The 22,402-nt window shown below is 43.9% G+C and carries 16 protein-coding genes; 8 read left to right on the top strand and 8 right to left on the bottom strand.

The window, feature by feature from the left end; all coding sequences use genetic code 11:
• Nucleotides 1–32 precede the first annotated feature (32 nt).
• The 4 genes from AM1_RS22525 to AM1_RS22510 form a co-directional block, all read right to left on the bottom strand.
• A complete protein-coding gene (locus tag AM1_RS22525; RefSeq protein ID WP_187152899.1) occupies nt 33–3,017 on the bottom strand; it encodes a two-partner secretion domain-containing protein in 2,985 nt (994 codons plus the stop codon).
• 274 nt (nt 3,018–3,291) lie between these two features.
• Nucleotides 3,292–3,933 (bottom strand): hypothetical protein, encoded by a 642-nt coding sequence (locus AM1_RS22520; protein ID WP_012165211.1) that lies wholly within the window; start codon nt 3,931–3,933, stop codon nt 3,292–3,294.
• A gap of 32 nt (nt 3,934–3,965) precedes the next feature.
• A complete protein-coding gene (locus AM1_RS37710; protein WP_012165210.1) occupies nt 3,966–5,201 on the bottom strand; it encodes a leishmanolysin-related zinc metalloendopeptidase in 1,236 nt (411 codons plus the stop codon).
• Nucleotides 5,202–5,966: 765 nt separating this feature from the next.
• Complete coding sequence (locus AM1_RS22510; RefSeq protein WP_012165209.1) at nt 5,967–8,858, bottom strand: beta strand repeat-containing protein; 2,892 nt, start codon at nt 8,856–8,858, stop codon at nt 5,967–5,969.
• 1,096 nt (nt 8,859–9,954) lie between these two features.
• On the opposite strand from AM1_RS22510, the gene AM1_RS22505 reads away from it, so the two are divergent.
• Nucleotides 9,955–11,907: a hypothetical protein gene (locus AM1_RS22505; protein ID WP_012165207.1), complete on the top strand. Its 1,953-nt coding sequence runs from the start codon at nt 9,955–9,957 to the stop codon at nt 11,905–11,907.
• A 4-nt stretch (nt 11,908–11,911) separates the two neighbouring features.
• On the opposite strand, the gene AM1_RS22500 is transcribed toward AM1_RS22505, so the two are convergent.
• Together AM1_RS22500 and AM1_RS22495 are read right to left on the bottom strand one after the other, a co-directional pair.
• Nucleotides 11,912–12,502 carry an LURP-one-related/scramblase family protein gene (locus AM1_RS22500; RefSeq protein WP_012165206.1) on the bottom strand — a complete coding sequence of 197 codons (591 nt, stop codon included), beginning with the start codon at nt 12,500–12,502 and terminating at the stop codon, nt 11,912–11,914.
• 714 nt (nt 12,503–13,216) lie between these two features.
• Nucleotides 13,217–13,618 (bottom strand): hypothetical protein, encoded by a 402-nt coding sequence (locus AM1_RS22495; RefSeq protein ID WP_012165205.1) that lies wholly within the window; start codon nt 13,616–13,618, stop codon nt 13,217–13,219.
• 309 nt (nt 13,619–13,927) lie between these two features.
• Between AM1_RS22495 and AM1_RS22490 the strand changes: the two genes are divergently transcribed.
• Both AM1_RS22490 and AM1_RS22485 read left to right on the top strand, forming a co-directional pair.
• Nucleotides 13,928–14,161, top strand: a complete 234-nt coding sequence (locus AM1_RS22490) for a hypothetical protein (RefSeq protein ID WP_041660180.1) — start codon at nt 13,928–13,930, stop codon at nt 14,159–14,161.
• 486 nt (nt 14,162–14,647) lie between these two features.
• A complete protein-coding gene (locus AM1_RS22485; RefSeq protein ID WP_012165202.1) occupies nt 14,648–14,857 on the top strand; it encodes a hypothetical protein in 210 nt (69 codons plus the stop codon).
• Nucleotides 14,858–14,960: 103 nt separating this feature from the next.
• Here the strand turns inward: AM1_RS22485 and AM1_RS22480 are convergent, their stop codons facing one another.
• A complete protein-coding gene (locus tag AM1_RS22480; RefSeq protein ID WP_012165201.1) occupies nt 14,961–15,338 on the bottom strand; it encodes a hypothetical protein in 378 nt (125 codons plus the stop codon).
• 319 nt (nt 15,339–15,657) lie between these two features.
• Here AM1_RS22480 and AM1_RS22475 point away from each other — a divergent pair, with 319 nt between their 5' ends.
• The 3 genes from AM1_RS22475 (at nt 15,658) to AM1_RS22465 (ending at nt 19,500) form a co-directional block, all read left to right on the top strand.
• Complete coding sequence (locus AM1_RS22475; protein WP_238549043.1) at nt 15,658–17,955, top strand: glycosyltransferase family 2 protein; 2,298 nt, start codon at nt 15,658–15,660, stop codon at nt 17,953–17,955.
• Nucleotides 17,956–18,016: 61 nt separating this feature from the next.
• Entirely contained in the window at nt 18,017–18,751 is a 735-nt protein-coding gene (locus AM1_RS22470; RefSeq protein WP_012165199.1) for a DUF4079 domain-containing protein, read from the top strand.
• On the top strand, nt 18,748–19,500 hold the full coding sequence (locus AM1_RS22465; protein ID WP_012165198.1) for an SDR family NAD(P)-dependent oxidoreductase: 753 nt from the start codon (nt 18,748–18,750) through the stop codon (nt 19,498–19,500). Before AM1_RS22470 ends, AM1_RS22465 begins: the two co-directional genes overlap by 4 nt.
• Nucleotides 19,501–19,532: 32 nt before the next feature.
• Here AM1_RS22465 and AM1_RS22460 read toward each other — a convergent pair whose 3' ends face one another.
• Nucleotides 19,533–20,510: a metal ABC transporter solute-binding protein, Zn/Mn family gene (locus AM1_RS22460; protein WP_012165197.1), complete on the bottom strand. Its 978-nt coding sequence runs from the start codon at nt 20,508–20,510 to the stop codon at nt 19,533–19,535.
• Between the two features lie 174 nt (nt 20,511–20,684).
• Between AM1_RS22460 and AM1_RS22455 the strand changes: the two genes are divergently transcribed.
• On the top strand, nt 20,685–21,428 hold the full coding sequence (locus AM1_RS22455) for a metal ABC transporter ATP-binding protein (protein ID WP_012165196.1): 744 nt from the start codon (nt 20,685–20,687) through the stop codon (nt 21,426–21,428).
• A gap of 21 nt (nt 21,429–21,449) precedes the next feature.
• On the top strand, nt 21,450–22,298 hold the full coding sequence (locus tag AM1_RS22450; RefSeq protein WP_012165195.1) for a metal ABC transporter permease: 849 nt from the start codon (nt 21,450–21,452) through the stop codon (nt 22,296–22,298).
• Nucleotides 22,299–22,402: the final 104 nt, after the last annotated feature.

The following is a 22,402-nucleotide window of genomic DNA, read 5'->3' as shown; positions in this document are numbered from 1 at the left end:
TTAGACATTTATTTTCGGTCAATCTGGGGTGTCTAGCAAGTTGCAATGGGTTGGGGGCTGTTAACAGGTTGGGGAACGTTGGCGGTTAGGTAAATGCGACCCTGGGAATCTTTGCTCCAGCCTTTTGCTTCTACGATATCAGGACCCACTTTAGAGATTTCAGGGGCTGAAGGCGTAGGCGAAGTATCTACAGTGGTTGTGTAAGAGGGTTGGAGATTGTTAGCGCGAAGGTCTTTCCATACGGTGGATGGAGTTTGGGCTTCGTGGGGACCTGGGGGAAGACCACCACGCCCAACATGAACGAAGTTACTGTCCCCAAGAGTCTGACCTGGGCGACACCCCTTGGCAATATCTTGAGGAGGTTCTACAGATTCGGGTAGTTCTGACAAACTTTCACTAGGGTCAACTTCAGGGTTATTGATAATAACTTGACCGTTTACACCACTTTCCGAGCTAGCAGTAATATTACTATCAGGGGATTGAAACAAACCACGGGTAGTAATTTGAATATTACCTCCCTTTCCTGTGAAGGCGTTTGCAGTGATATCACTATTATTGAGAGCCACTAGAAGTTCCGTATTGATGGTGACGTTGCCACCATCACCACTAGTATTTTGATTGCCAGCAGTTGCAGAAATTTGACTGCCATTGGTTAAAAAGAGGAAATTATCAATATCAAGGTTTATATCTCCACCTTGTCCACTAGTTGAGGTAGCCAGTATTTTTCCCTTGTCAAGTGTTAAGTTTCCTGCTTGCAGGTTTACATTACCTGCAGGGCTATTGCCTTGGCTATTTACAGCAATTTGTGCCCCATTGCTAATAAAGAATGATTGAGGATCAATTATGATACTCCCAGCTTTTCCCGTTGAATTGGGACGGCTGGTAGCAAATAGTCCGCTAGCCGATCCTTCATTTTGGACTATATCAGGGAATTTTGCTTTACGAACAAAAAATGTGGGATCATCGCCAGAAAGTAAAATTGACTCAGAAACATTCAGCCTAATATTCCCTGCATCACCAATACTGCTTGTGGTGGTAACAAGTTGACCGCCCCTGAGTGCTTCAAAAATCCTGGCGTTTATGGTTATATCACCACCAGTGCTTGCGTTGAATGTTTGGGCACTAACACTTGCACCATCAGTTATGCGAAAGATGTCGGTCGTAACAGTGATTTTACCAGCGGGACCAATCGCTCCTTCATCCGTAGTTGTGAAAAGTCCACTAGAGAATCCTTCAAATGGGCCTACTAGCTTAGAAACGCCAAATATATGAACAATTTCTGATGCGAATATTTCTATATTCCCACCTTTTCCATTCCCACCTGGAAATAAGTTAGATGAAGCGCTGACATTAGAGCCTATTTGTGCTCCGTTAGAAAGTATTAACTTCGAAGTATCGACTGATATCGTACGACTATTACCTTTCCCACCTGCAGAAATATTTGAAAGAATGAAACTGGTTTCAAGATTAACTTTATCTTCAGCTAGGATAGAAATCTTTCCTGTATTTCCCTCGCCAAAAGTACTGGAACCAATAAAGGAATTGTTAACTAGAGATAAATCATGAACTGTAATAAAAATTTCGCCACCGTTACCTTTCCCATTCTGAGCAACATCACTTACTATGCTACTTGAGTTTAGAGAGGCTCTATCAACAACAATACCAATATTTCCAACAGCACCCTCTCCAAAAAGATTTGTAGATATTAATGACTGATTTGATAAAGATATCTCCTTAGATTGAATAGATATTTTGCCACCAACTCCCTGCGAATTGTTTTCAAGGTTGCTGAGGATAGAACTTGATTCTATGAAAATGCCACCATTAGAAAATATACTAATACCTTCTGAATTTCCTATTCCAAAGATATTGGTCGAGACTAATGATTGATTAGATAAATTAAGAGAATTGGTTTTTATTCGTATTTCACCACTACTGCCCTGGGCACCAGAATCAAGATCAGCTTTTACGCTGCTAGAGTCTAGAAGCAGATTATTAGCATTTATAATAATATCTCCGGAGAATCCTTGATTGTTTTCAAATAAACGATTCTCAATGGAACTATTAATAATTTTTATGTCATTTGTTGCAGAAAACTCAATATCTCCAGATCGTGTTTCAGATTCTCCCAAAAAAAGCAGGCCAGCAAAAAAATTGCTATTTTCTATATTGATGTTGTTTGCACTAATCCTCAAAGATCCTCCACCTATTGAGTTGCCAGCGGCAACATCAAGAAGTGCATCAGAAATTGAAATATTTGAAAGACTTGTACCATTGACATATTGCAAACTAAATCCTCTATTGGGATTCAATCGAATAGCTCCTGGCTTATCTAACCCTCCTATCTCTATCCGGCCACCAAAAGCTCCCAAACTTGCCCCATTACTAATATTGACCTCTCCACCCAACAATAGTAAATTCTGATTGTCATTTACAGTCAGCTGTGCTCCATTTACATTTATGGCCTTCCCAGCTTGGTCATAAATTAAAGCTGATGGATTTATAGTTAAATTTGATATCTGATTTGTAGCAATATTTAGAAAGCCTTGATTGCCAAACTGGACAGAATTGGCAGAAGAAGCAATAAACGAACCACTAAGATCTAGGCTCGCATTTTTCCCAAAAACAAATCCATTTGGGTTTAATATATATAGGTTTCCATTCCCACCGGAAACTCTAATTAAGCCATCAATGTTAGATTTATTTGCTCCAGTAATTCTACTAAATATATTAACTACACCAGGATCAATAAAGGTTGCTACTGAGCCTGAGTTAACGCCGAAGTCAGAAAAACTGTGAAAAAGGTTGTTACCTCTCAAAGAACCACCACTAATTGTACAATTATCAATACAATTAGTTAAATTTGTAGGAGTAGAACCATCTATAGAAATAGATTGAGCTTCCCCTAGACCAATGTCATGTAAAAGGCCAAATGAAAAAGTGCTGGTAGCTATTGAAGCAATAACTACATTTCGAAGAGAAAACAGAGCTTCCAAATTCTCACTAACCTTTCTCAATATAAGTCTCATATCTGTCAAGATAATAAATCGCTTAAATACAAAAAAATGTTACTCATTACCCAGAGCTAATTAGAGCTTGTTGAAGAAGTAAATCAAGAGCTAAAAAACTTGTATGATCGCGCATTTTTTAAGTTATGCTAAGTAACTTTATGTAAGTTAAAATCAATTACAACGCCGAAAAAATCGTTAATTGGCTTTGTAAAAATATTTTCCTTACAAGCTAGTTAGCACTTTTTAATCTTTCAGCAAGCTCTAGTTAAATTATGTCTTCTTATCGGCGCGGATGAGGTGTTGGATGAGGGGTTGGTTGGGGTGTTGGGGAAGGAACTCCGGGGCCACTGGCTGAGAGAATATAAGGGAATGATCTATTGTCATTTGAAATAGATGTTGGATTTGAAATTATTCGAACTAAAAGAATATCTCCATTGGATTGATCATAAACGCAAGTGACTTGTTGGCCATATCTTGATGCCTCTTGTAGCAAATCTTGAGCAAACTCAAGACTTTTATCGTTAACATAAATATCATCTGTTTTATTGAATAAGTAGGTGTTATTTGTATCTCTTAAGCTCTTGATGGCAGAATCACTTAACTTTACAGATTCATTGGTTGTTAAAGTAAAGTTTCCTTCATGTGCTGTCTGGATCTGAACTTGTCGGGAAACAACAGTTTTAGAGCCGCTTGCCTTATCTGTCTTGGTAGCATAGTTTTGAGTCACAACATGCCCAGTAACAAAATCAATGACCCCATTGGAAATATCTATAATTTGCGACAACTTAAGTTCTGCACCTTCAAAAATCTCGAGAAACTTCAGTAAGATAGAAGTAGAAACTACTCGATCAAGTAAATCTTTTGAAGTACCACCATCACCGGAACCATGTGATGTAAGTGAAGTATCTTGAGGACCACTCATAATGTCTCCTTACTAGAATTTCTTTTTTTCTGTTATACAAAAATAAAATCTCTTTTGAAGAACCTACAACATCTTTTATCCTTCCTATTGCCATCTTTATTGTAATTGTCAGTACTAGCTAATAGAACTGAATCTCCGGCACTATAGTTGACTGAGTAACCAATATCTTCCATAGCTGCTAGGGTAATATTACTAATTGGGTTGTACTCTTTACCTAAATAGCTGGTCATTATTTCACTTCCAAGAATGGATTCTCGCCAGTGTCCATAAAGTGATCCTTTTTCTCCTGAATTTTCAATAGGAATAGGAATAGGGAAATCATACCCTACTAATTTCGCATATTCCCGCATCGCATTTTTACCAATATAGATGGGGTTACTTGTCCCTAAGCCTTGCACCAATCCCTTTTTCTCCCAGAGGCTTCCAAAGCCGAGAATATGCCCTATTTCATGAAATATAAGACTAACTAAATTTCCACTATCCTCTATTCTAGAAAGATCATCTTTATCAAACTCGATTATTCCAGTTGCAGGTAGTAAAGTTTCCTTCCGGAGATGAAGCGGACTTGACTGAGCAAGTATTTTACTCTCACCATCAAGGGCAACTGCTACTGCGTAAATCAAAACACCTTCGATAATCTCTCCATGCAATCTGACTATTGGTAAATTATTATGAATAATTTCCCCCCAACGCTCAGCGGCAAGCTGAAAACAAACCTTTTGGTTCTTAGTAAAGTCACCAATAAAATAGATTTTTAAAGGTAGTGGTATGTGAGATAAAGTATTTTGATGTAAAGAATCCGAGTTTGATATTTTTGATTCTGAGCTTATCGCGATATCTGTTGATGATAATCTTACATAATTCAACTCTCTTGTTAGACGATTGTAGATGCAGTCTAAAAAACGATTATGCTTTGCAGCATCTCTAAAAATATCATAAAAATCATTAATATTCTTGACATAAATCTTTTTTGGCTTGTTGAAGAATCCTAAATTACCAAGAGTAAAAATAATGTTGTCATTGAGGATAGATTCACCATTATTCGAGAGCAGAAATATCTCATCCTTATCAGACCGAATTAATAATGTTTTTAATCCAGTAAGTCTGTCAAAGCTTTGAGAACAAACGAAGCCACTAACTATATCAATAATACCCCTATTTATTGAATCTATTTCTTCAATAGAAACACTAACTCCAGAAAGCACTCTCAAAACTTTTATTAGTCTAGAAGAGGAACTAAAACTTGAACAACTTTTTGAGCTATTCATACTATAAAATAACCATAATTTTTTGTAAAATCAAAGGATTATCTCTTGTTGTATAGGTTTTAATATTTAGCTAACCTCCATTATATAAGCTATAATTTCCCGGTAAATTGAAATGTAAGTGAGATTCTATATTTATTCTTGCTTATAGCGAATTTCATAACTATTGAAACTACATGATCAGCTTAAAGTCTTGTTAGGAAGGTTCTTGGTGTTTCTATAATTCTGAAAACCGCTATATTTAGAGAAGTTACAATTTAATTTTATGATCTGTATAAAGAGTCTGAAGTGCTCATGAAGTTGTTAAGAAAAGCATTGGTGATATCTATATTTTTTGTTATTGGAATTGTATAGTGTACTTTTTTAAGAGTCTAAAAAGAGAGCTTAACCTGGATTATTCACGAGGAACAACAGAACACTTCTCAAGTCCTTAATGGGTAAGAAGTTCAGGAATTCTTAAAAAAGATCAAGGTGTCACACTCTTTAGATCGCTAAAAACATTATGGGGAAAGAATTTTGGAAGTTTTTGAAAATGTCATGAATAATCCAGGTTGAATTTATTTGAGAGATAAATTCAATGGTTAAGTTACATTTTCTAGAACTTAGGTTTCTAATTAAGTTTTTATAGATGATTATTTTCAGTAGTACCAAAGCTATTTAGCTCTCAGAGGAGCATCAAAAAATTATGCGGATATTAACATAAGTTTGTAATTCAGATCACAGCGGCTTTAGATTTTCCCTTACAGAGCACTAAAAAGAGAACATGATCTAGCAAGTGGGCACAGGATGCAAAGTATTTTGATTGATTGAATTGCCCACAAGCTTTACTTTTCCATTAGATAATCTTTGCCAAGCTTTAGCCTCTACCCATTGGGATGTCGAGGAAAGAAATGTCTGTGAAGTAGATTGAGGCAATGTTTGGTTAATGGGTTGCTGAGCAGGCTGGATTTCCTGGGCACGTAGATCCTGCCAGATAGCCTCACCACTCAAAGCAGCATCTGGATTTTGGGGCAAACCACCACGTCCCTTGCTCACAAAACTACTACTAGCCGTTTGGGCTTTACACCCCCTAGCAATCTCCGTCGGCTTTTCAACCGTTTCGGGTTGTTCAGACAGATTCTCGCTAGGGTCCACTTCAGGGGTGATGATTTCGACAATACCGTTGAGTTGGGGGTTAGTTTGAGAAAACGCCGTAATATCACTGGCATTCGTAAGGGTGTTTCGGACCTCTAGGCCGAAAACACCTTGAGTCGTAATAGTGATATTTCCCCCTGGACCACTAAGAGCATTCGCCGTAATATCACTATTCTCAAATGGAAAAGCAGCAACGAGTTGAGCATCAATATTGATATCGCCCCCCGTAGCATCCCCTCCAGCAGTCGTCGAAATCAAACTGCCATTTCGTAACAATAAGAAATTGTCAATATTCAACTGAATATCCCCTGCTGGGGCCACTGCCGCTTCAGCCGTAATCTGTCCCTGGTCTAGAGTTAAATTACGGGCGCGCAACTGAATATCTCCCCCTTCACCCATACCTAAGCTAGTCGCTGACACCGCTGCACCATTGGCGATCAACACCTGTATTGGATCGATAAAGATATTGCCCGCAGCCCCAGTCGAATCTGGTGTAGTGCTAGCAAACAATCCACTATTGGCCCCAGTTAAGGTGATGTTGTCCCTTACTTGTAAAGTGATGTCCCCTGCTGGCCCCTGACCAGATGCTGTAGATAGAAGCTGGCCGCCTTGACGAGCCGTGAAACGATTAGCCTGGACAAAAATGCTACCTCCTCGACCATTTCCAGAAGTACTGGCATTGACGACAGCCCCCTTCTCAATCAGGAAATTTGGGGTATCAAATGAAATTGTTCCCCCTTGTCCGGTCGCAGTCGTGTTGGCAAACACCCCACTTCCAGGATCAGCTAAGCTAACACCTTGTAATGCCCTAATATCGATCTTGCCAGCAACTCCTGGACCAGCAGTAGAGGTTGAAACTTGGCCACCTTTTTCAATGCTTAATTGGCCTGTATTTAAGAGAAGTTGACCACCTGAACCAGTTGCTCCCACCTCAACTATGGAAAAGATGCCACTAGGTTGGTCTGCATTTGGAGTATTTCCTGAAATATTAATCTGATCAGATACGAAAGCAGCAATGTCCCCCCCCTTCCCTGAGCCGAATGTTGAAGCCTCAAGTCTGCCTCCATTTGCCAAAAGAAGCTTTGGTGTATTGATTGTTAAATCTCCAGCATCTCCTAGACCAGCCGTAAAAGTAGAAACAGAGCTATTATCAATTTGAATAAATCGAGTTGCCAACAGGTTAATATCACCTGCTTCGCCCTCGCTACCAATATCTGCCACAGAGTTTATTGCTGGGAATAATGAAGACTCACTGGCAATCAGCCTGCCTGTCTTAATACTGATTAGACCAGCGTCTCCAGGAGTATTCGTTGTTGTTGAGATTTGACTATTATTGATAATTTCAACTGATTCTGGTGCATCAATATAAATATTGCCGCTATTTCCATTAGCCCGTATTTGAAAAAAATCAAAATCTATAAAAGCAGAATTTGTAACAATAGCAGCATCATTTTTTAATAACACTTTATTGGCTTTGACTAAAATACTGCCCGCATCACCATCTGCCAAAGTAGAGGTGAAAACACCGCTCCCATTACTAATCTGAAAAATTTCAGAAGCATCTATTTCTAATGTACCTCCTAAGGTAAAGCCAAAATTCACTGTCGCAAAAATCCTTGAATTGTTATTAATAAGAACATTCCTGCCCTGCAAACGAATCTCACCTCCCCCTACGCCGGTCGCACTAACAACAGACCGCTGTTCAAGCAATATATCTTGAAAGTTTTCGATGTTGGAATAGTCTAGTTTCCAACTATTGAATTGGGGCAGAAGGCCAACTTCGCCATTTTTCACACTACCCAATTCAATACGCCCCTGAGGAGCTAAAAGCCTTCCCTCTTGTACTATGATGTTCCCTCCAACCAGCGCTAAGGTTCGATCAGGCGGAACATTCAATCCAAACGTTTGATTAACAGGGTTAACGTTAGCCTGACTTAGAATAGCTGCCTCAGAACCCGAAAACTGCAAGCCAGTGGGGATATTTACTGTCAAAATCGGAGGAGGAGCTGGATTGATAGTACTAAACTGATACTCTTTCCCGAAATTGATGGAGGTTGCTGTTGAAGCTAAAAACGAACCATTCAGGTCTAAGCTGGATTGAGGACCAAATGCAATGCCACGAGGGTTAATGAAGAATAAATCAGCATTACCAACTGTCCCTGCAATGTTGTTCCAAAGTCCTAATGTCCCAAGAATCTGAGAAGGGTTGTTACCTGTTACTCGGCTAATAATTGTGCGTATAGCTGAGGGATTATCAAAAAAGATGGCTTGATTTTTGGGGATATCAAAACGCTCAAAGCTGTGGAAAACTGTTGTCGAATTGCGTACAGCTCCCCCTTGAATAAGACTAGCAGGGCGATTATTAACATTGACATTGGGGGTAACTATAGAACGCTCTGCTCCCAGGGAAGCATCTGGTAAAGCCTGAGCTATAGCGTGCCTAACATCAATGCTGAAGATAGTCCAGCCAATGAATAGACTTGCACTACCCAGTTGTACATATGACCTCAGAATATGTTGAGTCATTTTAAAATTGTAGTCCCCAAAAGCAAGGCGTAGTCAACATCACTGTACACTACGCCTTGAAGATATTTGACTCTACCGGAATCCTAAGTATATATCGTCAACAATTCAGTTGTTCTTTGGATTTAGAGTCGTTTTTAACGACAATCCCAACATTTACCCCATGGAAAACAAGGGTCTCCTGGGAACGGGCCTGGCCCCTGGCAAGACCAACACCCCCATCGGCAAAAGAGCTTTGTTTTAGTTGATGAGGATAGTTCTTCATCACGATCTACTTTTGTTGATACATCAACAATCAACGATTTCGTGTCAATCGACTTTTCCTGGAAGAACTTAGAAAGAAGGGCAGTAAGCTCTTTCTTCTCGCCATCAGTTAATTCAGTTACTGGTCGGTCATCCATAATTCATCCTTAATTCAGTATTTATACAATCAATCAGCATTTCTTTCAGGGGGTTGATAAGTAACTTGAGGGCAGATGTTGATTGTTTCAAGTTATTTCTTGATTCTAGAGACCATTGAAACAGCCAACACCATCTTGTCTCAGCTTTAATTCCCTATTTGAAGTGCTACTCTTTCTTCAGAGTCAATAGAAAGAATTACGCAGTATTGGCAAAAGAATAATGATCTAACTTAGATTAGCTTTTTCTCTAGGGATAACGATCAGCTCCCTAGTTGCCGTCTTACAGAAAATCAGATTAGATGCAAACGTTTGCACTTCATTTGTTAATTGCCAATAAGCTATCAATGGGAGGAACGACCGTACAGCTCACTCTCATATTCAATCGTTGCCTTACAAAGCTATTAGCCTTCCACATCCAGCAAAGCCACTAGACCTTATCGGAAATAAAATGGGTGAGAATAACTTCAAACGTCTATGTCGTAAGTCTTTGAGGTCGATTTTTCTCCAAAAATAAAACGCTTTCCCAGTAAGGCTTTCAGCTATTTCCGATAAGGTCTACTAAATTCTCTTCTGCCAATAATTCCTCAATTGATAACCTAATTTAGTCTTTTGAAATCATTTTTATAGCTAGAACTTATTCCATGGACTAGAGTCATAGTATCCAGCCCCCTGAGACAGCCCCTAAGCTGATCATCATCATGCCTTCAGCATCCACCAAGCCCCTTGGCGCAGTCCTCCAACAAGCCGGATTAATCTCTGTTGCTCAAGTCAGTCTTGCCCTTCAAGAACAAACCATCAATCAGCATCGCCTTGGTGATCTTCTTTGCGAACATGGCTGGTTAAAAGAACCCACTGCTGATTTTTTCGCTGAGCAATGGCCCACCCTCTTTCACGATCCTGATCCGCTACCCCTCGAGCAATATTTACGCCAAGCCCACCTCCTCACCGATACCCAAATTGACTACCTCCTAGAGCAACAAAACCTAACCCAACTCAAGTTTGGTGTCCTAGCCGTAGCCAATGGTTGGATTAAGCTCCAAACAATTAACTTTTTCCTGACCCATCTCCAGGGCACCCCTCAATCCCAGCCATCTGAAACCGATCAGGCCATCAACTTCGATACCCCAGAATATTGGCAGCATCAGCGGGAATACCTACTAGAAAATGAACTCGCCAACCCCTACTCCCTCCTCCAGATTTACGAGCAAATTCTTACCCATTACGATATTCCCTTCACTGGAGACTTAGAACAAACGGCACTACTTAACCTGGGTCTGGTCACCCTTCGCCATAACCGCCTTATCATTGCCCATCCCCTGTTTCGGTCCGTTTTTAATGCTGAATGGATTCAGAGAGAACGCAATAGGCTCCATCCCTACGACAAAATTAGACTTCAATTTCTCAATCTAAGTAAAGCTGGAGCTTATCCCTATCGACTGTTAGAAGCCATTCTTACCTGGACCAACAATCACTCTGTACTCAACCAAAAAGTCGCCCACCTCGTCCGCACAAGTTCCTTCGTTGAAGCTGGAGAAGAATCCGTTGTTGTAGAACAGCTTGTCCAGAGCCAAATTATTCATAATTGGCGATCTGGATTTGCCACGAAACATCTCAGCAGCATCGAAGAACAAGTTCTCCAAAATCCCAACTGCGATCCCATTGATTTGTTGACCTACTATCAAGTTGTTTGGCATCAGTTGCAAGCCCCATCCATCCAGGGAGAAGAAGAAGCTGAATTGCTGCGTTTGGGGCTTCTCATTCAAGACGGTCAGCAGGTTAAAGTGGCTAACCAAATCTATCGACTGGTATTTGACCAGACTTGGCTGGAGCAACATATCTCCCACATTTTGAATCCCCTTCCCCTAGACAAAGAGGATTCTACTCCAGCAGCAACAGTCCCGGAAGAGGTTCCTCTGCATTCTGAGCATCTTTCAGGGGTTAAACACTCGGTGGGACCAATCCGTCGATCTTGGAAACTCATCGGCATCCTTCTCCTCAGCGGATTGGGCATCGGTAGTGCTATCTGGGCAGTCTCTAGGCATCGCCAACTCCAAACAGAATTAGCTTCATCGCCTGAACAAGACGTTCAGATTCCGGCCAATCAACCCTCCATCTCCCCTGAATCTCCTGTACCCTCAACTCAGATCGAGGAGCGTCCATCCGCCTCACCTAAATCAACCCCGACTCCAATAGAATCAACACCACCTAATGCGTCTGGTGGTGTTGTGTTGTTGGCCGAAAATAGCAGGGTACCGGTTTTTAGTGTCGGGGTAACCGATACAGATATCCAGGCTGCCTTAGGTCCTCCCACTTTGAAAAGTCCAGGTTATTGGCCGAATAGTTATGGACTGTTGTACAAAAACCTCCACCCTCATCAAGCAGACTTTGGTTTCTTGTTGGATGCAGATACCCAGCGATTGCGACAAACGGAAGCCGCTTTTGCCCAATCAGCAGGACTCGACACTCTCCGCTTGGCCTTGCAAGGCATGCTCAAAGACCGTCCTCCAGTAGAAGTGATGGAGCAACTAACTTTGATTTACCAAAGACAGGCCCGTGAATACGAGTTTCAGGTCGGTGAGCTAAAAGGGATTATTCAGCGCAATGAGAAAGATCGGATCTATATCGGGGTGTGGGACGCCGATTTTCATTAGGGTTTTAGCCTCGATGTCGCTCTAGTAAAATCATCATTAGCAGGCTTAAGACGGCCATTTGCTGCTCATCTTCCGTCATCTGATCCACCTGTTTGATCGTAAAAATTCGAGACAAAAAAGCGGGGACTTTACTAAAGCGCATGACCACGGTGCCATCAGAGCGGGTCACCAAATAAGTGGGATTAAAAAGATAGCCCGTAAACATACCCAAAATCGGAATTTCCGCAAATAGGGCATCCATGACTTTGACCCAAGGGTTCTCCTCATGAATCGACATAACAGGGGCTTCTGATTGCCCTGCAGCAATGTCATAGTGGGCTTTCCAGAGAGATTTCATGCCTTTGCGTTTGACGGAGCCCAGTTCTTGGCCCGAGCGATCGCGAAAGTGATACCGAGCCGAAAAGTCGATAATGCGATCAGCACTAATACTATAGAGCTGTTGGGTTTGAGCCTCATCAGCACAGACAGTAATCTGTTCTTTTAACTTAAACAGTTTCTGTTTGACATAAAGTACTAGACTGCCGGTACTATCTGTCACAAAAATCTGAGGGGCGAGGGCCCAAAGCTTGAATTTAAGGGTTAATGGGTATTGCATGAGTTGATAAGGATTTCGTCAGCAGAAACAATCCAACAAACTGAAAACTGGGATAGGCAAAAAAGCAGCCACTATCTCACCCACTTTTTAAAGAGGATTTGGCTCTATTAGTACCATCAATAGGGACAAAAAAGCGGACCTTTAGAGTATGCCCCCAATCACAGCATGACTAAGCATCCGGGTAAATTGAAAATTCATCTCAGCACTCAGCCCTAAAGACTGGATCGTTAATGTTGAGGGAAGCACATACCAGGTCTTGCCTGGGATTGTACGAGCTTAGGCCATCACCATCGGACGATAGACAGGACAAGCTCATTTTCCACGACTCAATAGACCTCTTACATATTGGATTTGCGATATGGTGTTGAACCTGATGTTTTTCTTATTCAGCGCCATATCCGATGAATGGCGAAACAGCTCAAAGGCTCAGCACAAAAAACTTTAAGAGACGAACTGGAGTCAAAAAGCAAACCTTAAAACTTACACATGGGACACCCATCACCTGGGTCACTCAAAGGCAGAGAGGCCCCAAACATTATACCGTCCTGATCAACTGTTGGTCGTCCTTCAATATTGGCGAGACTATTGGACCTATTTCCACATTGCTGGAGATGGGGATGCCTCCGAATCAACCATTTGAGACCTATTCACCTAAAAATTGATGATGTTTTCGAGCTACTAAGGATAGCTGGATGGGAATTCCCAATAGCTAACTCAGCAATAGTATTGTTTAGCAATTTTGGCTATATCTCGACCAAAGGCATAGGTTTTGCCATTGACAGTGATATCAACAACCTCACCATGCATCCAATACGAGAAGGAATAACTGGCATAGTCTAGCGGGATCAAGATTTCCCCACCGCCAAAAAACTTGATCAACTTCAAGTGGATATGGTTTTTAAACAGCGTCACATTCACAGTGCGGCCCCAGCGAGATGATGGTCCAATCCGCACACTTCCCCAACGGTAAGCCGCAAGTACTGGTCCCAGCCGTTTTAGATCATGCTTGATTGGCCTAAAACCATCTCTCCTAGCTATTAGGCGAACAACCCCTTGGTGAATGGCAAAAAAGGCCAGTAGCAAACCAACATTTAAAGCAATGGCAACAAATGGCATAAATCGTTATGTGAAATTTGGAGCGTTAAACCTTGAGGCTTATAACAAGAGGATGCCCATTTCTCTGGATATGCAATGAGTGCAGTCCTGCATACAAAGTTACTAGCCATCAAAGAGACATAAAATTGCCCTGCCGAAGACATCACTGCTCCTCCATTAGCCTTTTGATGACCTTGTAAAGATGTATGTCTTTATACTGTCGACATTAAATGCCAGAGTTAGGATCAGGTCAGCATAAATCTAAAGAAAAAATTAAGCTATTATCCAATGAACGAATTTATGCAGACGTAGATCATCCGGTGTTTTATTGTGTTGTCTCCTTCCCTGCTCCATGACCTTTGGCAATTGATTGAAGAACTGCCGACCTATTCCCTGCTTGGATGGGATGATACTCGGATAGTGTCATGGTTGCTAGAGCAGTTCGAGCATCGGTCCTGTTTAAAAGAAGAAGACCGCGCCAGCCTTGAACAATATCTCGACTCCCATCTATTGCTGATTCGAGAGATGGCTGAATCCAACCAATATTGCGCTCTTGTTGTATGACAAAGGTGGCCCTTGGCGACATGTTGCCCCGTTCAAACTCTGTAGAGTCGACCGTGTAATGAGTTGAAAAGGGGATGGCTTCCCCATGGGATGAAATTTCGTTGGCATAGAGGTATGGGGGAAGCTTGTTTGGGCGTTATCTATCTTGACAACTTGTGTTGCATTTATGAGAAGAGGACGTTAATCCTTCCTTCCTGAAGCGATTGAATTGAGTTCGTTCAACTGCATGTACACCAAGGGTTTTGGGTATCGTTTGACTTTGCTGACGAGGGTCCCTGTATCTAGAAATATTAAATGTGGCTGTTGTGTTTGGGAATAAATATGACAACTGCTTGAGTGCGATCGCAAACCCATTAGGCTGGATAAAGAGAGTTGGCTAGTATCCCGTGATGGGGTGATAGCTTCATTGCAGAAGAGAACACCAGCCCTTGATCAAGGTACTTAACAGTTTTCAATTCATTCTTTAACACCCCAAGATTAAGAGCAATGCCCCCAGTTCTTCTAAATCAAGTCTGGAAGTTGGTTGATACGATTCCCCACCATCAGCTTCTACGAGCCAGTGATCATGCTCTGGTTGATTTGCTCAGCCAGCGATTGGCAGAACGACAAGAGCTAACGGATGATGAATTAGAAACGGTTAAAGCTTATATTCAGAGCCGTCTAACTTTGATTCGTGATATGGCTCTAGTCAGCTAATCACCTTTTCGCGTTGAGCGATTATACACCTTATCTTCTTCCCATTGCGAACGGTATTGCCTAGGTGGTCAACAGGGGATTAATATGTTCCATTTAGGCAACTCTATAGATTCTCGATGTAAACTATCTCTCCTTTAATCCAATGTTGATGGAGGAAGGAATGTAGACCATGAACAGAGTCCATCAAGTCTGATGCTAGATGATAGTCGCTATCAAACTCTTCTGCTTGCAGACTGGCCAGTCCTTCAATGAGTCTTTCGGTATCGTGGGGTGCGATCGCACAATCCCCCTCTGACTCCCACCATCCAGCCATATCCGCCCAATATTGAATCACAGCAATCTTCTTGGCGTCTGGTAAATGCCGATACCGGTCATGCAAAGCACCCATGATCGAATCTGCATGGGAGATGGATAAGGCAAAAACCTGACGCTGCCCCCGGTGCGGCCCCAAAAACCTAACCCCTTGATCAGAAGAATTCATGTCTGAAATCAACACGATTTTGTCTTGCTTTAGGGGCAGAAACCATTAAGAACCGTCTGTCCTGGCTACAGCCATTCCCTGGTCTGCTTTAGATGATTTGAAGAGCCTATCCCGTTTCACGGCAAAATAGGTGTGATGGAAATCACTTCAAGGGGGTGTAACGCTCACCAATCCTTGGTTTCTGGGTCATCGTGTTGGTGATTTCCCCTTGATACAGTACTGACAGCCTTGCGAAGGGTCCTAAATAGTCCCCCCCACTGGATAGGACACGTCCATCGCAAGGCTATCTGCTGAAGCTATGGCCGTTAAGGAAGCTGATATGACCGCTACGAAGCCACACCTCCCCGATCTGCCCAAAAGTCTGCAGAAATCTGCACTATCACCCAATTTATTTATTCGACGAATTCGGCTCACCCTATTCTCCATGGTGGGAATTTTTCTAGCCACTGGACTGGGGGTGGGCCTATGGTTTATCCGAGAAGATCGAGTCACGGCCATTTTTAAGCAGGTGGAACTGCTGTTTGCCAATCCCCCCCTCTGGCTAGCGGTCCCCGTCGCCGCAGGAAATTATTTGGCTGTGCCATCGGTTCTCTTGCTGGTGGCTGTCCTGATTGTTATGCAGGTATCGTCTTCGCCGCGACCTTGGTCTCGTTTGATCGTGGGAACATCTCTGCTACTGCTGATTGTGCAGTATGTGGTGTGGCGGTTGTTCTGGACCCTCAATCTCTCAGATACCTTCAACAGTATTTTTAGTATTGGTCTGCTGACCTTAGAGATCATTACCATCGTCACCAATGTTATTCAACTGATTCTGGTGTCTCGTTCAACCAATCGGCTGGGGGAAGCGGACATCAATGAAATGGCCGTCCTCGATGGAGACTATCTGCCCACGGTCGATGTGATGATTCCGACCTATGACGAGCCCAGCTTTATTTTGAAGCGCACCATTATTGGCTGTCAGGCGATGGATTATCCCCGCAAGACCGTTTACCTGCTGGATGATACACGGCGGCCTGAAATCAAAGCTTTAGCGACCGAGCTAGGGTGTGAGTATATTATCCGTCCCGATAATCTCCATGCCAAAGCTGGCAATTTGAATCATGCCCTGAATTTCACGTCCGGGGAATTGCTCACGGTCTTTGATGCAGACTTTGTACCGACCAAAAACTTTCTCCGACGCACTGTAGGTTTCTTTCAGAACGACAGCATTGCTCTACTGCAAACCCACCAAAGCTTTTTTAATCCCGATCCCGTGGCCCGCAATATTGGCCTGGAAAATATTCTGCCCCAAGAAGTTGAGATCTTCTCTCGCTATTACCAGCCCCTACGGGATGGGGTGGAAACGGCCCTGTGTTATGGCAGCTCTTTTGTGGCTCGCCGTAGCGCTTTGGCCGAGGCAGGCGGCTTTGCCACAGGAACCCTGAGTGAAGATTACTTTACGGGGGTTCGTCTCTCCGCGAAAGGCAAGCGGGTGATCTTCTTGGGGGAAAGTCTGAGCGCGGGATTATCCGCAGAGAATATGTCGGCCCATATCACTCAACGACTTCGCTGGGCTAGGGGCACCTTGCAGGCCTTCTTTATTGAAGCCAATCCCCTCAGAATTAGAGGGCTTAAGTTAATTCAGCGGCTTGCCCATTTAGATGGCTTACTGCAGTGGTTTACCAGTGTGTCTCGGGTGGGGTTTTTGCTCATGCCCCTGGCCTATGCCTTCTTTGGCGTAATTCCTTGGCGGGCAACCACTCAAGAAATGCTGTATTTCTTTATGCCCTACTATTTGGTGCAGCTCTTCACCTTCTCTTGGCTGAATCAGCGCAGTCGCTCTGCCCTCATCTCCGATATCTATGCGGTATCCCAATGCTTTCCGGTAGCGCTCACGGTTTTACAGACCCTATTTAATCCCTTTTCCAAAGGCTTTAAGGTAACTCCCAAAGGGGTCTCTAGCGATCGCTACACCTTCAACTGGAAATTGGCCTCTCCATTAGTAGTGCTGTTTATCTTCACAGCGGTTAGCCTCTGGCGTAATCTCGGCATGTGCATGGTGAAGGGAGCCTGGTCAACCACTGTTGAACCAGAAGTGGCCCTACAAATTAAAGGGATCGAACTGGGCTGGCTCTGGAGTTCTTACAACCTGATTGTGTTAGGAGTGGCCCTACTAATTTTGCTGGATGCTCCTAAGCCCGATCTCTACGAGTGGTTCGATTTACGACGCACGGTTCGACTCACCTTAGGAAACCTGAAGTTATGGGGAATCACCACCATGATTTCGGAAGGCGGTGCAGAAATTGCCCTGACCCAAGCTGGATTACCCAGACATTATTTTGGAGAATCCGTCCAGGTTGAGATTCAAGAAGAGAACTTATGTCTCCAGGCGGTTATTACTCAGATTCAGCAGCGGGAAGATGATTACCCGATTGTCCAGCTTAAATTTGCCGAGGTAACAACGCCCCAATACCGCAGGTTAGTCGAAATGCTGTTCTGTCGTCCCGGTCAGTGGAAAAGCCCTCAGGCCCCTGGAGAGTTGCAATCCCTCTACTTACTCGTCAAAAGCTTCTTCACTCCCCGGATTCTGTTTGATCGACAAAGGAAGATCAACCCGGTGGAAGTTGCCAAAACCTAACGCCCTCAAACCTTATGTTGACCATCGGTCTGATCCCAGACCGAGCGCATTGGAGCAAATCATGACCCTCAATGATGTCATTCTATTACTGCACCCTGTTTTTGCCGTGGTTGTGGTCTTCCCACTGATTGGAATGGTATTAAACCGTTCGATTTTGACCCGTCGCCGACGGCTCCAGACGTCTCCGGGAAAAAGTAAAATTCCTCCTCAGGTAGGCCCCGAACATGTGCAGATGGGGCGTTGGCTAACCGGATCTGTGGTGGGCTTGGCACTGCTGGGCTTGGCCGCTCCCATTAGCCGCAAGATTTTGGAAACACAGCTGTGGATCACGAACCCTTTTCAGGTGGTATTTATCGTCTGCATGTTCCTGGCGACGATTGGTTCTCTCGTCCTGCTCTATCGGGCTAAGCCCTGGTATTGGCGAGCAACCTTCGCTGGATTAACCAGTCTGGGGGTGATTGTCCTGGGGTTGCAAGACGGGGTATTCCGGCGGGATGATGAGTGGTTTGTATCTCATTTTTACTATGGCATGATTGCCACGGTACTGATGATTCTGTCTTTGGCCATGGTGCAAGACATTTATCGCGATCGCACCCAAGTATGGCGACGGATCCATATTCTCCTCAACTGTGTGGCCACCCTTCTCTTTCTGGGGCAAGGAATCACCGGCACCCGCGATCTCTTGGAAATTCCGTTAAGCTGGCAAAAGCCCCATCTCTATCGCTGTGATTTTGCCAATCAAACCTGCCCCGATGTTAGTAGCCAGCTTCCTATCGTTAGTCCACCGTTGGTATGAGTGAGTCCAATGCCCTGGTGATCGGGGCCAGTCAAGGCATTGGCTTGGGGTTTGTGCAGCATCTGCTTCAGAGGCCCCATATTCAAACTATTTACGCCACCTATCGTTCCCAAGACTCAGCTGTAGGATTACTTACTCTAGCGGCCCAATATCCAGAACGGGTGTCCTGCATTGCCGTAGATATTACTCAAGAGACGCAAATTGCAGATTGCTGTAATCAGATTCAATCTGAGGGTGTTCTGCTCTACTGGGTGATTAACTGCGTGGGCATTCTCCACGAAGGCGATCTACAGCCGGAGAAAGGATTGCGGCAGCTCAATGCTGAACAGTTAACGCGATATTTCCAAGTCAATAGTATTGGGGCAGCTCTATGGGCTAAACATCTATTGCCGTTGTTGAAGCATGATCATCCCAGTATCTTTGCGACTATCTCGGCCAAGATCGGCAGCATTGGCGATAACCATTTAGGGGGATGGTATGGGTATCGAGCCTCCAAAGCAGCTTTGAATATGCTGATGCGAACTACTTCGATTGAGTATCGCCGTCGCAGTCCTCAAACCATTGTGGTGACGCTACACCCAGGCACGACGGATACCAAACTCTCTAAACCCTTTCAGCGGAATGTCCCACCGGAAAAACTATTCTCGGTTGATCGAACCGTCACTCAACTGTTGACGGTTCTGGACGGGCTGGGAAAAGAAGACAGTGGCCAGTTCTTTTCCTGGGATGGTAGTCTGTTGCCTTGGTAGGGTATGCTGGCCTGCATCAATTGGGTGAGGCATTATTTCTTTTCCTCAGATAATGCTGCCTGAAATTCGGTGTAGTTGCCCCCTAACGCTTCCACAATCGTGCGAGTATTCACCTGAAGCATCTTGATATAAGTATCGGCTTCAGTTCCCGAGGCACCAATGGAATCTGAGTACAGCTCTTGCTCCGCTAGCTTTACCTTGGCTTCCGCCGCTACGGTTTTGATCAAAGCTGGGTTAATGGTAGTTTCCGCAAAAATAGCCGGTACCTTGGCTTTTTCAATATCATCCGAAAGCCGTTTGACGGTTTGAGCGCTGGGTTGCTCTTCCGTACTCATGCCAATCAGGGTGCCTGCAACCGTGAGGCCATAGGCTTTGGCATAGTATTGAAAGGCATCATGGGTCGTGACTAACTGTCGTTGTTGGCTGGGAATAGTTTGCATCTGTTGGCCAATCCATTGATCCACCGCTGCCAGTTCTTTCGTAAATTCAGCTGCATTTTGAGTAAATTCTTCTTTATCCTCCGGGGATAGCTCAATTAGCTGGTCGCGAATAGCGTTCACCATTTTGATGGCATTTTTGGCATCGCCCCAAACATGAGGATCGGGCTCTCGCTTACCCTCATAATCGAAATCCAGGGGCGTCACCACTTCCCCCACAGCAAACACTTTAGATTTCTGGGTCGATTCAATTAGCTTAATCAAGCCTGGTTCTAAGTTGTAGCCGTTGTAGAAAATCAGATCCGCTTGTTCAATTCTTAAATTATCTGCCGGGACGGGTTCATAAACGTGGGGGTCTGCCCCGGGCTGCAGGATACCCACCAGTTCAACTTCATCCCCGGCGACTTCTGCCGTCCAATCTTGCAAAATCGTGTTGGTCGCGACAACCTTGGGCTTCCCTGATGGTTCAGTGTCTTGACCTCCGGTACATCCGACCAAACTCAACCCCAGAAATAATCCGCCGATCGCCCATGCCCAGGAATCAAATTGGCGCTTTAGGAAGGAAGTTGTCATGGCGTTTCCATCAATTTTTCATAATGCTTTCACTTTTTGATGCTACAGTATTTTCATAATCGTTTCATCTTTAATTGCATTCCTTTCATTTCTCAGGTGTTTACACCTAAAAATTCAACGCAATTTATAGGTGCAAACGCTTTGTCCTTCCTTAGAAACGATGAGAATTTGTGCATGAACAGTGCTAGCAGTCTGGCTGTGGACCATTTAGGTGTGCAATACCGTATGGTAAAAGCCCTCACCAACGTGACTTGTTCCGTCAACTCAGGACGGTTAACCGGTATTATTGGCCCGAATGGAGCTGGGAAAAGTACGCTGCTGAAAGCAATGCTGGGTTTGGTTTTGCCCACGAGTGGACAGGTGATGTGGGGGGATAAGCCCCTCAAGCAGCAGCTCGATCGAGTCGCCTATATCCCGCAGCGATCGCAAATTGATTGGACCTACCCCGCCACGGTTTGGGATGTCGTCCTTATGGGACGGATTCGCAAAACTGGCTGGTTAAAGCGATACTCCACCGTGTCTCGACGTTTGGCTGCAGATGCATTAGAGCGAGTGGGGATTGCAAACTTAAAGCATCGCCCCATTGGTCAACTCTCTGGAGGACAGCAACAGCGCGTCTTTCTAGCGAAAGCGTTAACGGAAGAAGCCGAAATTTTTTGTCTAGACGAACCCCTAGCTGGCATTGATAAAAAAACCGAAGCCATTGTGTTCAATATTTTGCATGAATTAGCCCATACGGGACATACCGTGCTGGTGGTTCACCATGATTTAGGGCAAGCCATTACCAACTTTGATGATTTAATTTTGCTTAACCGTGAACTGATTGCTAGCGGTTCTCGCGAAGATGTATTGACCAAGAACAATATTCAACGCGCGTTTGGCGGGCATGTGCCTTTCTTTGAATCCAACGCCGCCTAACCCCATTCACGACAAATCAGAATGTATGACCTCTTAATTGAGCCGCTGCAAGCAGAATTTATGCAGCGTTCTTTACTCACAGCGGTTCTAGTGGGAATCGTTTGTGCCACCGTCGGCTGTTACCTGATGGTTCAGCGTTTAGCCCTATTAGGGGATGCCATTAGTCACTCTGTATTGCCTGGCCTTGTTATTGCCTACATCATTGGCATAGATATTTTCCTAGGGGCATTTATTGCGGGGGTATTTAGTACCATTGTGATTGCCTGGATTCATACCCAATCACAAATTAAAGAAGATGCCGCCATGGGAATTGTGTTCTCAGCCTTCTTTGCCCTAGGCATCACTCTGATGACCGTTGTTCAGAAAGAAAACAAAATTGACCTCAATCACTTCTTATTTGGCAATATCCTCAGCGTTACCCAATCAGAAGTGATCAATACCTTGGTGATTACGCTGATTGTCCTAGTGGTGATTGTGTTGCTCTTCAAAGAACTGATGCTTTACACCTTCGACCCCGTTGGTGCTCAAGCCGCAGGATTACCCACCAATCTACTCAATTTCGGGTTGATGGTGTTGATTGCCCTCACCATTGTGGCAAGCCTCAAGTCCGTGGGAGTAATTTTGGTGTTAGCGATGTTGATTACCCCAGGGGCAACAGCTTACCTCCTGGTCTATCGGCTGCATATGATGATGATTGTTGGGGCTGCCTTCGGAGTGATTTCCAGTATCACTGGCATGTATCTGAGCTTTCACTTCAATTTACCCTCAGGACCTGCCATCGTTTTAGTGGCATTCAGCTTCTTTTTATTGGCGTTTCTATTTAGCCCCACTCAAGGATTACTCACCCAATCCCTAGCAAAAACGGAATGAGATATTCAGTCCGTTCCCCTAGGCCAACCGTGTATAGGTGATCTGTTCCCAGTATGATGAAAGAGTTGCCCTTGTTGCAGCAAGATTGAATTGGCCTCTTTCAG

It is taken from the genome of Acaryochloris marina MBIC11017 (assembly GCF_000018105.1).
GTDB lineage: Bacteria > Cyanobacteriota > Cyanobacteriia > Thermosynechococcales > Thermosynechococcaceae > Acaryochloris > Acaryochloris marina.
This window is presented reverse-complemented; position numbering and strand designations above follow the sequence as displayed.

Excerpts from the sequence above, each read along its gene's own strand:
- AM1_RS22475 (WP_238549043.1), top strand. The coding sequence starts at position 15,658 with ATGACCGCTACGAAGCCACACCTCCCCGATCTGCCCAAAAGTCTGCAG.
- AM1_RS22485 (WP_012165202.1), top strand. The coding sequence starts at position 14,648 with ATGCCCCCAGTTCTTCTAAATCAAGTCTGGAAGTTGGTTGATACGATT.
- AM1_RS22480 (WP_012165201.1), bottom strand. The coding sequence starts at position 15,338 with ATGAATTCTTCTGATCAAGGGGTTAGGTTTTTGGGGCCGCACCGGGGG.
- AM1_RS22450 (WP_012165195.1), top strand. The coding sequence starts at position 21,450 with ATGTATGACCTCTTAATTGAGCCGCTGCAAGCAGAATTTATGCAGCGT.
- AM1_RS22495 (WP_012165205.1), bottom strand. The coding sequence starts at position 13,618 with ATGCCATTTGTTGCCATTGCTTTAAATGTTGGTTTGCTACTGGCCTTT.
- AM1_RS22455 (WP_012165196.1), top strand. The coding sequence starts at position 20,685 with ATGAACAGTGCTAGCAGTCTGGCTGTGGACCATTTAGGTGTGCAATAC.
- AM1_RS22500 (WP_012165206.1), bottom strand. The coding sequence starts at position 12,502 with ATGCAATACCCATTAACCCTTAAATTCAAGCTTTGGGCCCTCGCCCCT.
- AM1_RS22505 (WP_012165207.1), top strand. The coding sequence starts at position 9,955 with ATGCCTTCAGCATCCACCAAGCCCCTTGGCGCAGTCCTCCAACAAGCC.
- AM1_RS22465 (WP_012165198.1), top strand. The coding sequence starts at position 18,748 with ATGAGTGAGTCCAATGCCCTGGTGATCGGGGCCAGTCAAGGCATTGGC.
- AM1_RS22470 (WP_012165199.1), top strand. The coding sequence starts at position 18,017 with ATGACCCTCAATGATGTCATTCTATTACTGCACCCTGTTTTTGCCGTG.
- AM1_RS37710 (WP_012165210.1), bottom strand. The coding sequence starts at position 5,201 with ATGAATAGCTCAAAAAGTTGTTCAAGTTTTAGTTCCTCTTCTAGACTA.
- AM1_RS22510 (WP_012165209.1), bottom strand. The coding sequence starts at position 8,858 with ATGACTCAACATATTCTGAGGTCATATGTACAACTGGGTAGTGCAAGT.
- AM1_RS22460 (WP_012165197.1), bottom strand. The coding sequence starts at position 20,510 with ATGACAACTTCCTTCCTAAAGCGCCAATTTGATTCCTGGGCATGGGCG.
- AM1_RS22520 (WP_012165211.1), bottom strand. The coding sequence starts at position 3,933 with ATGAGTGGTCCTCAAGATACTTCACTTACATCACATGGTTCCGGTGAT.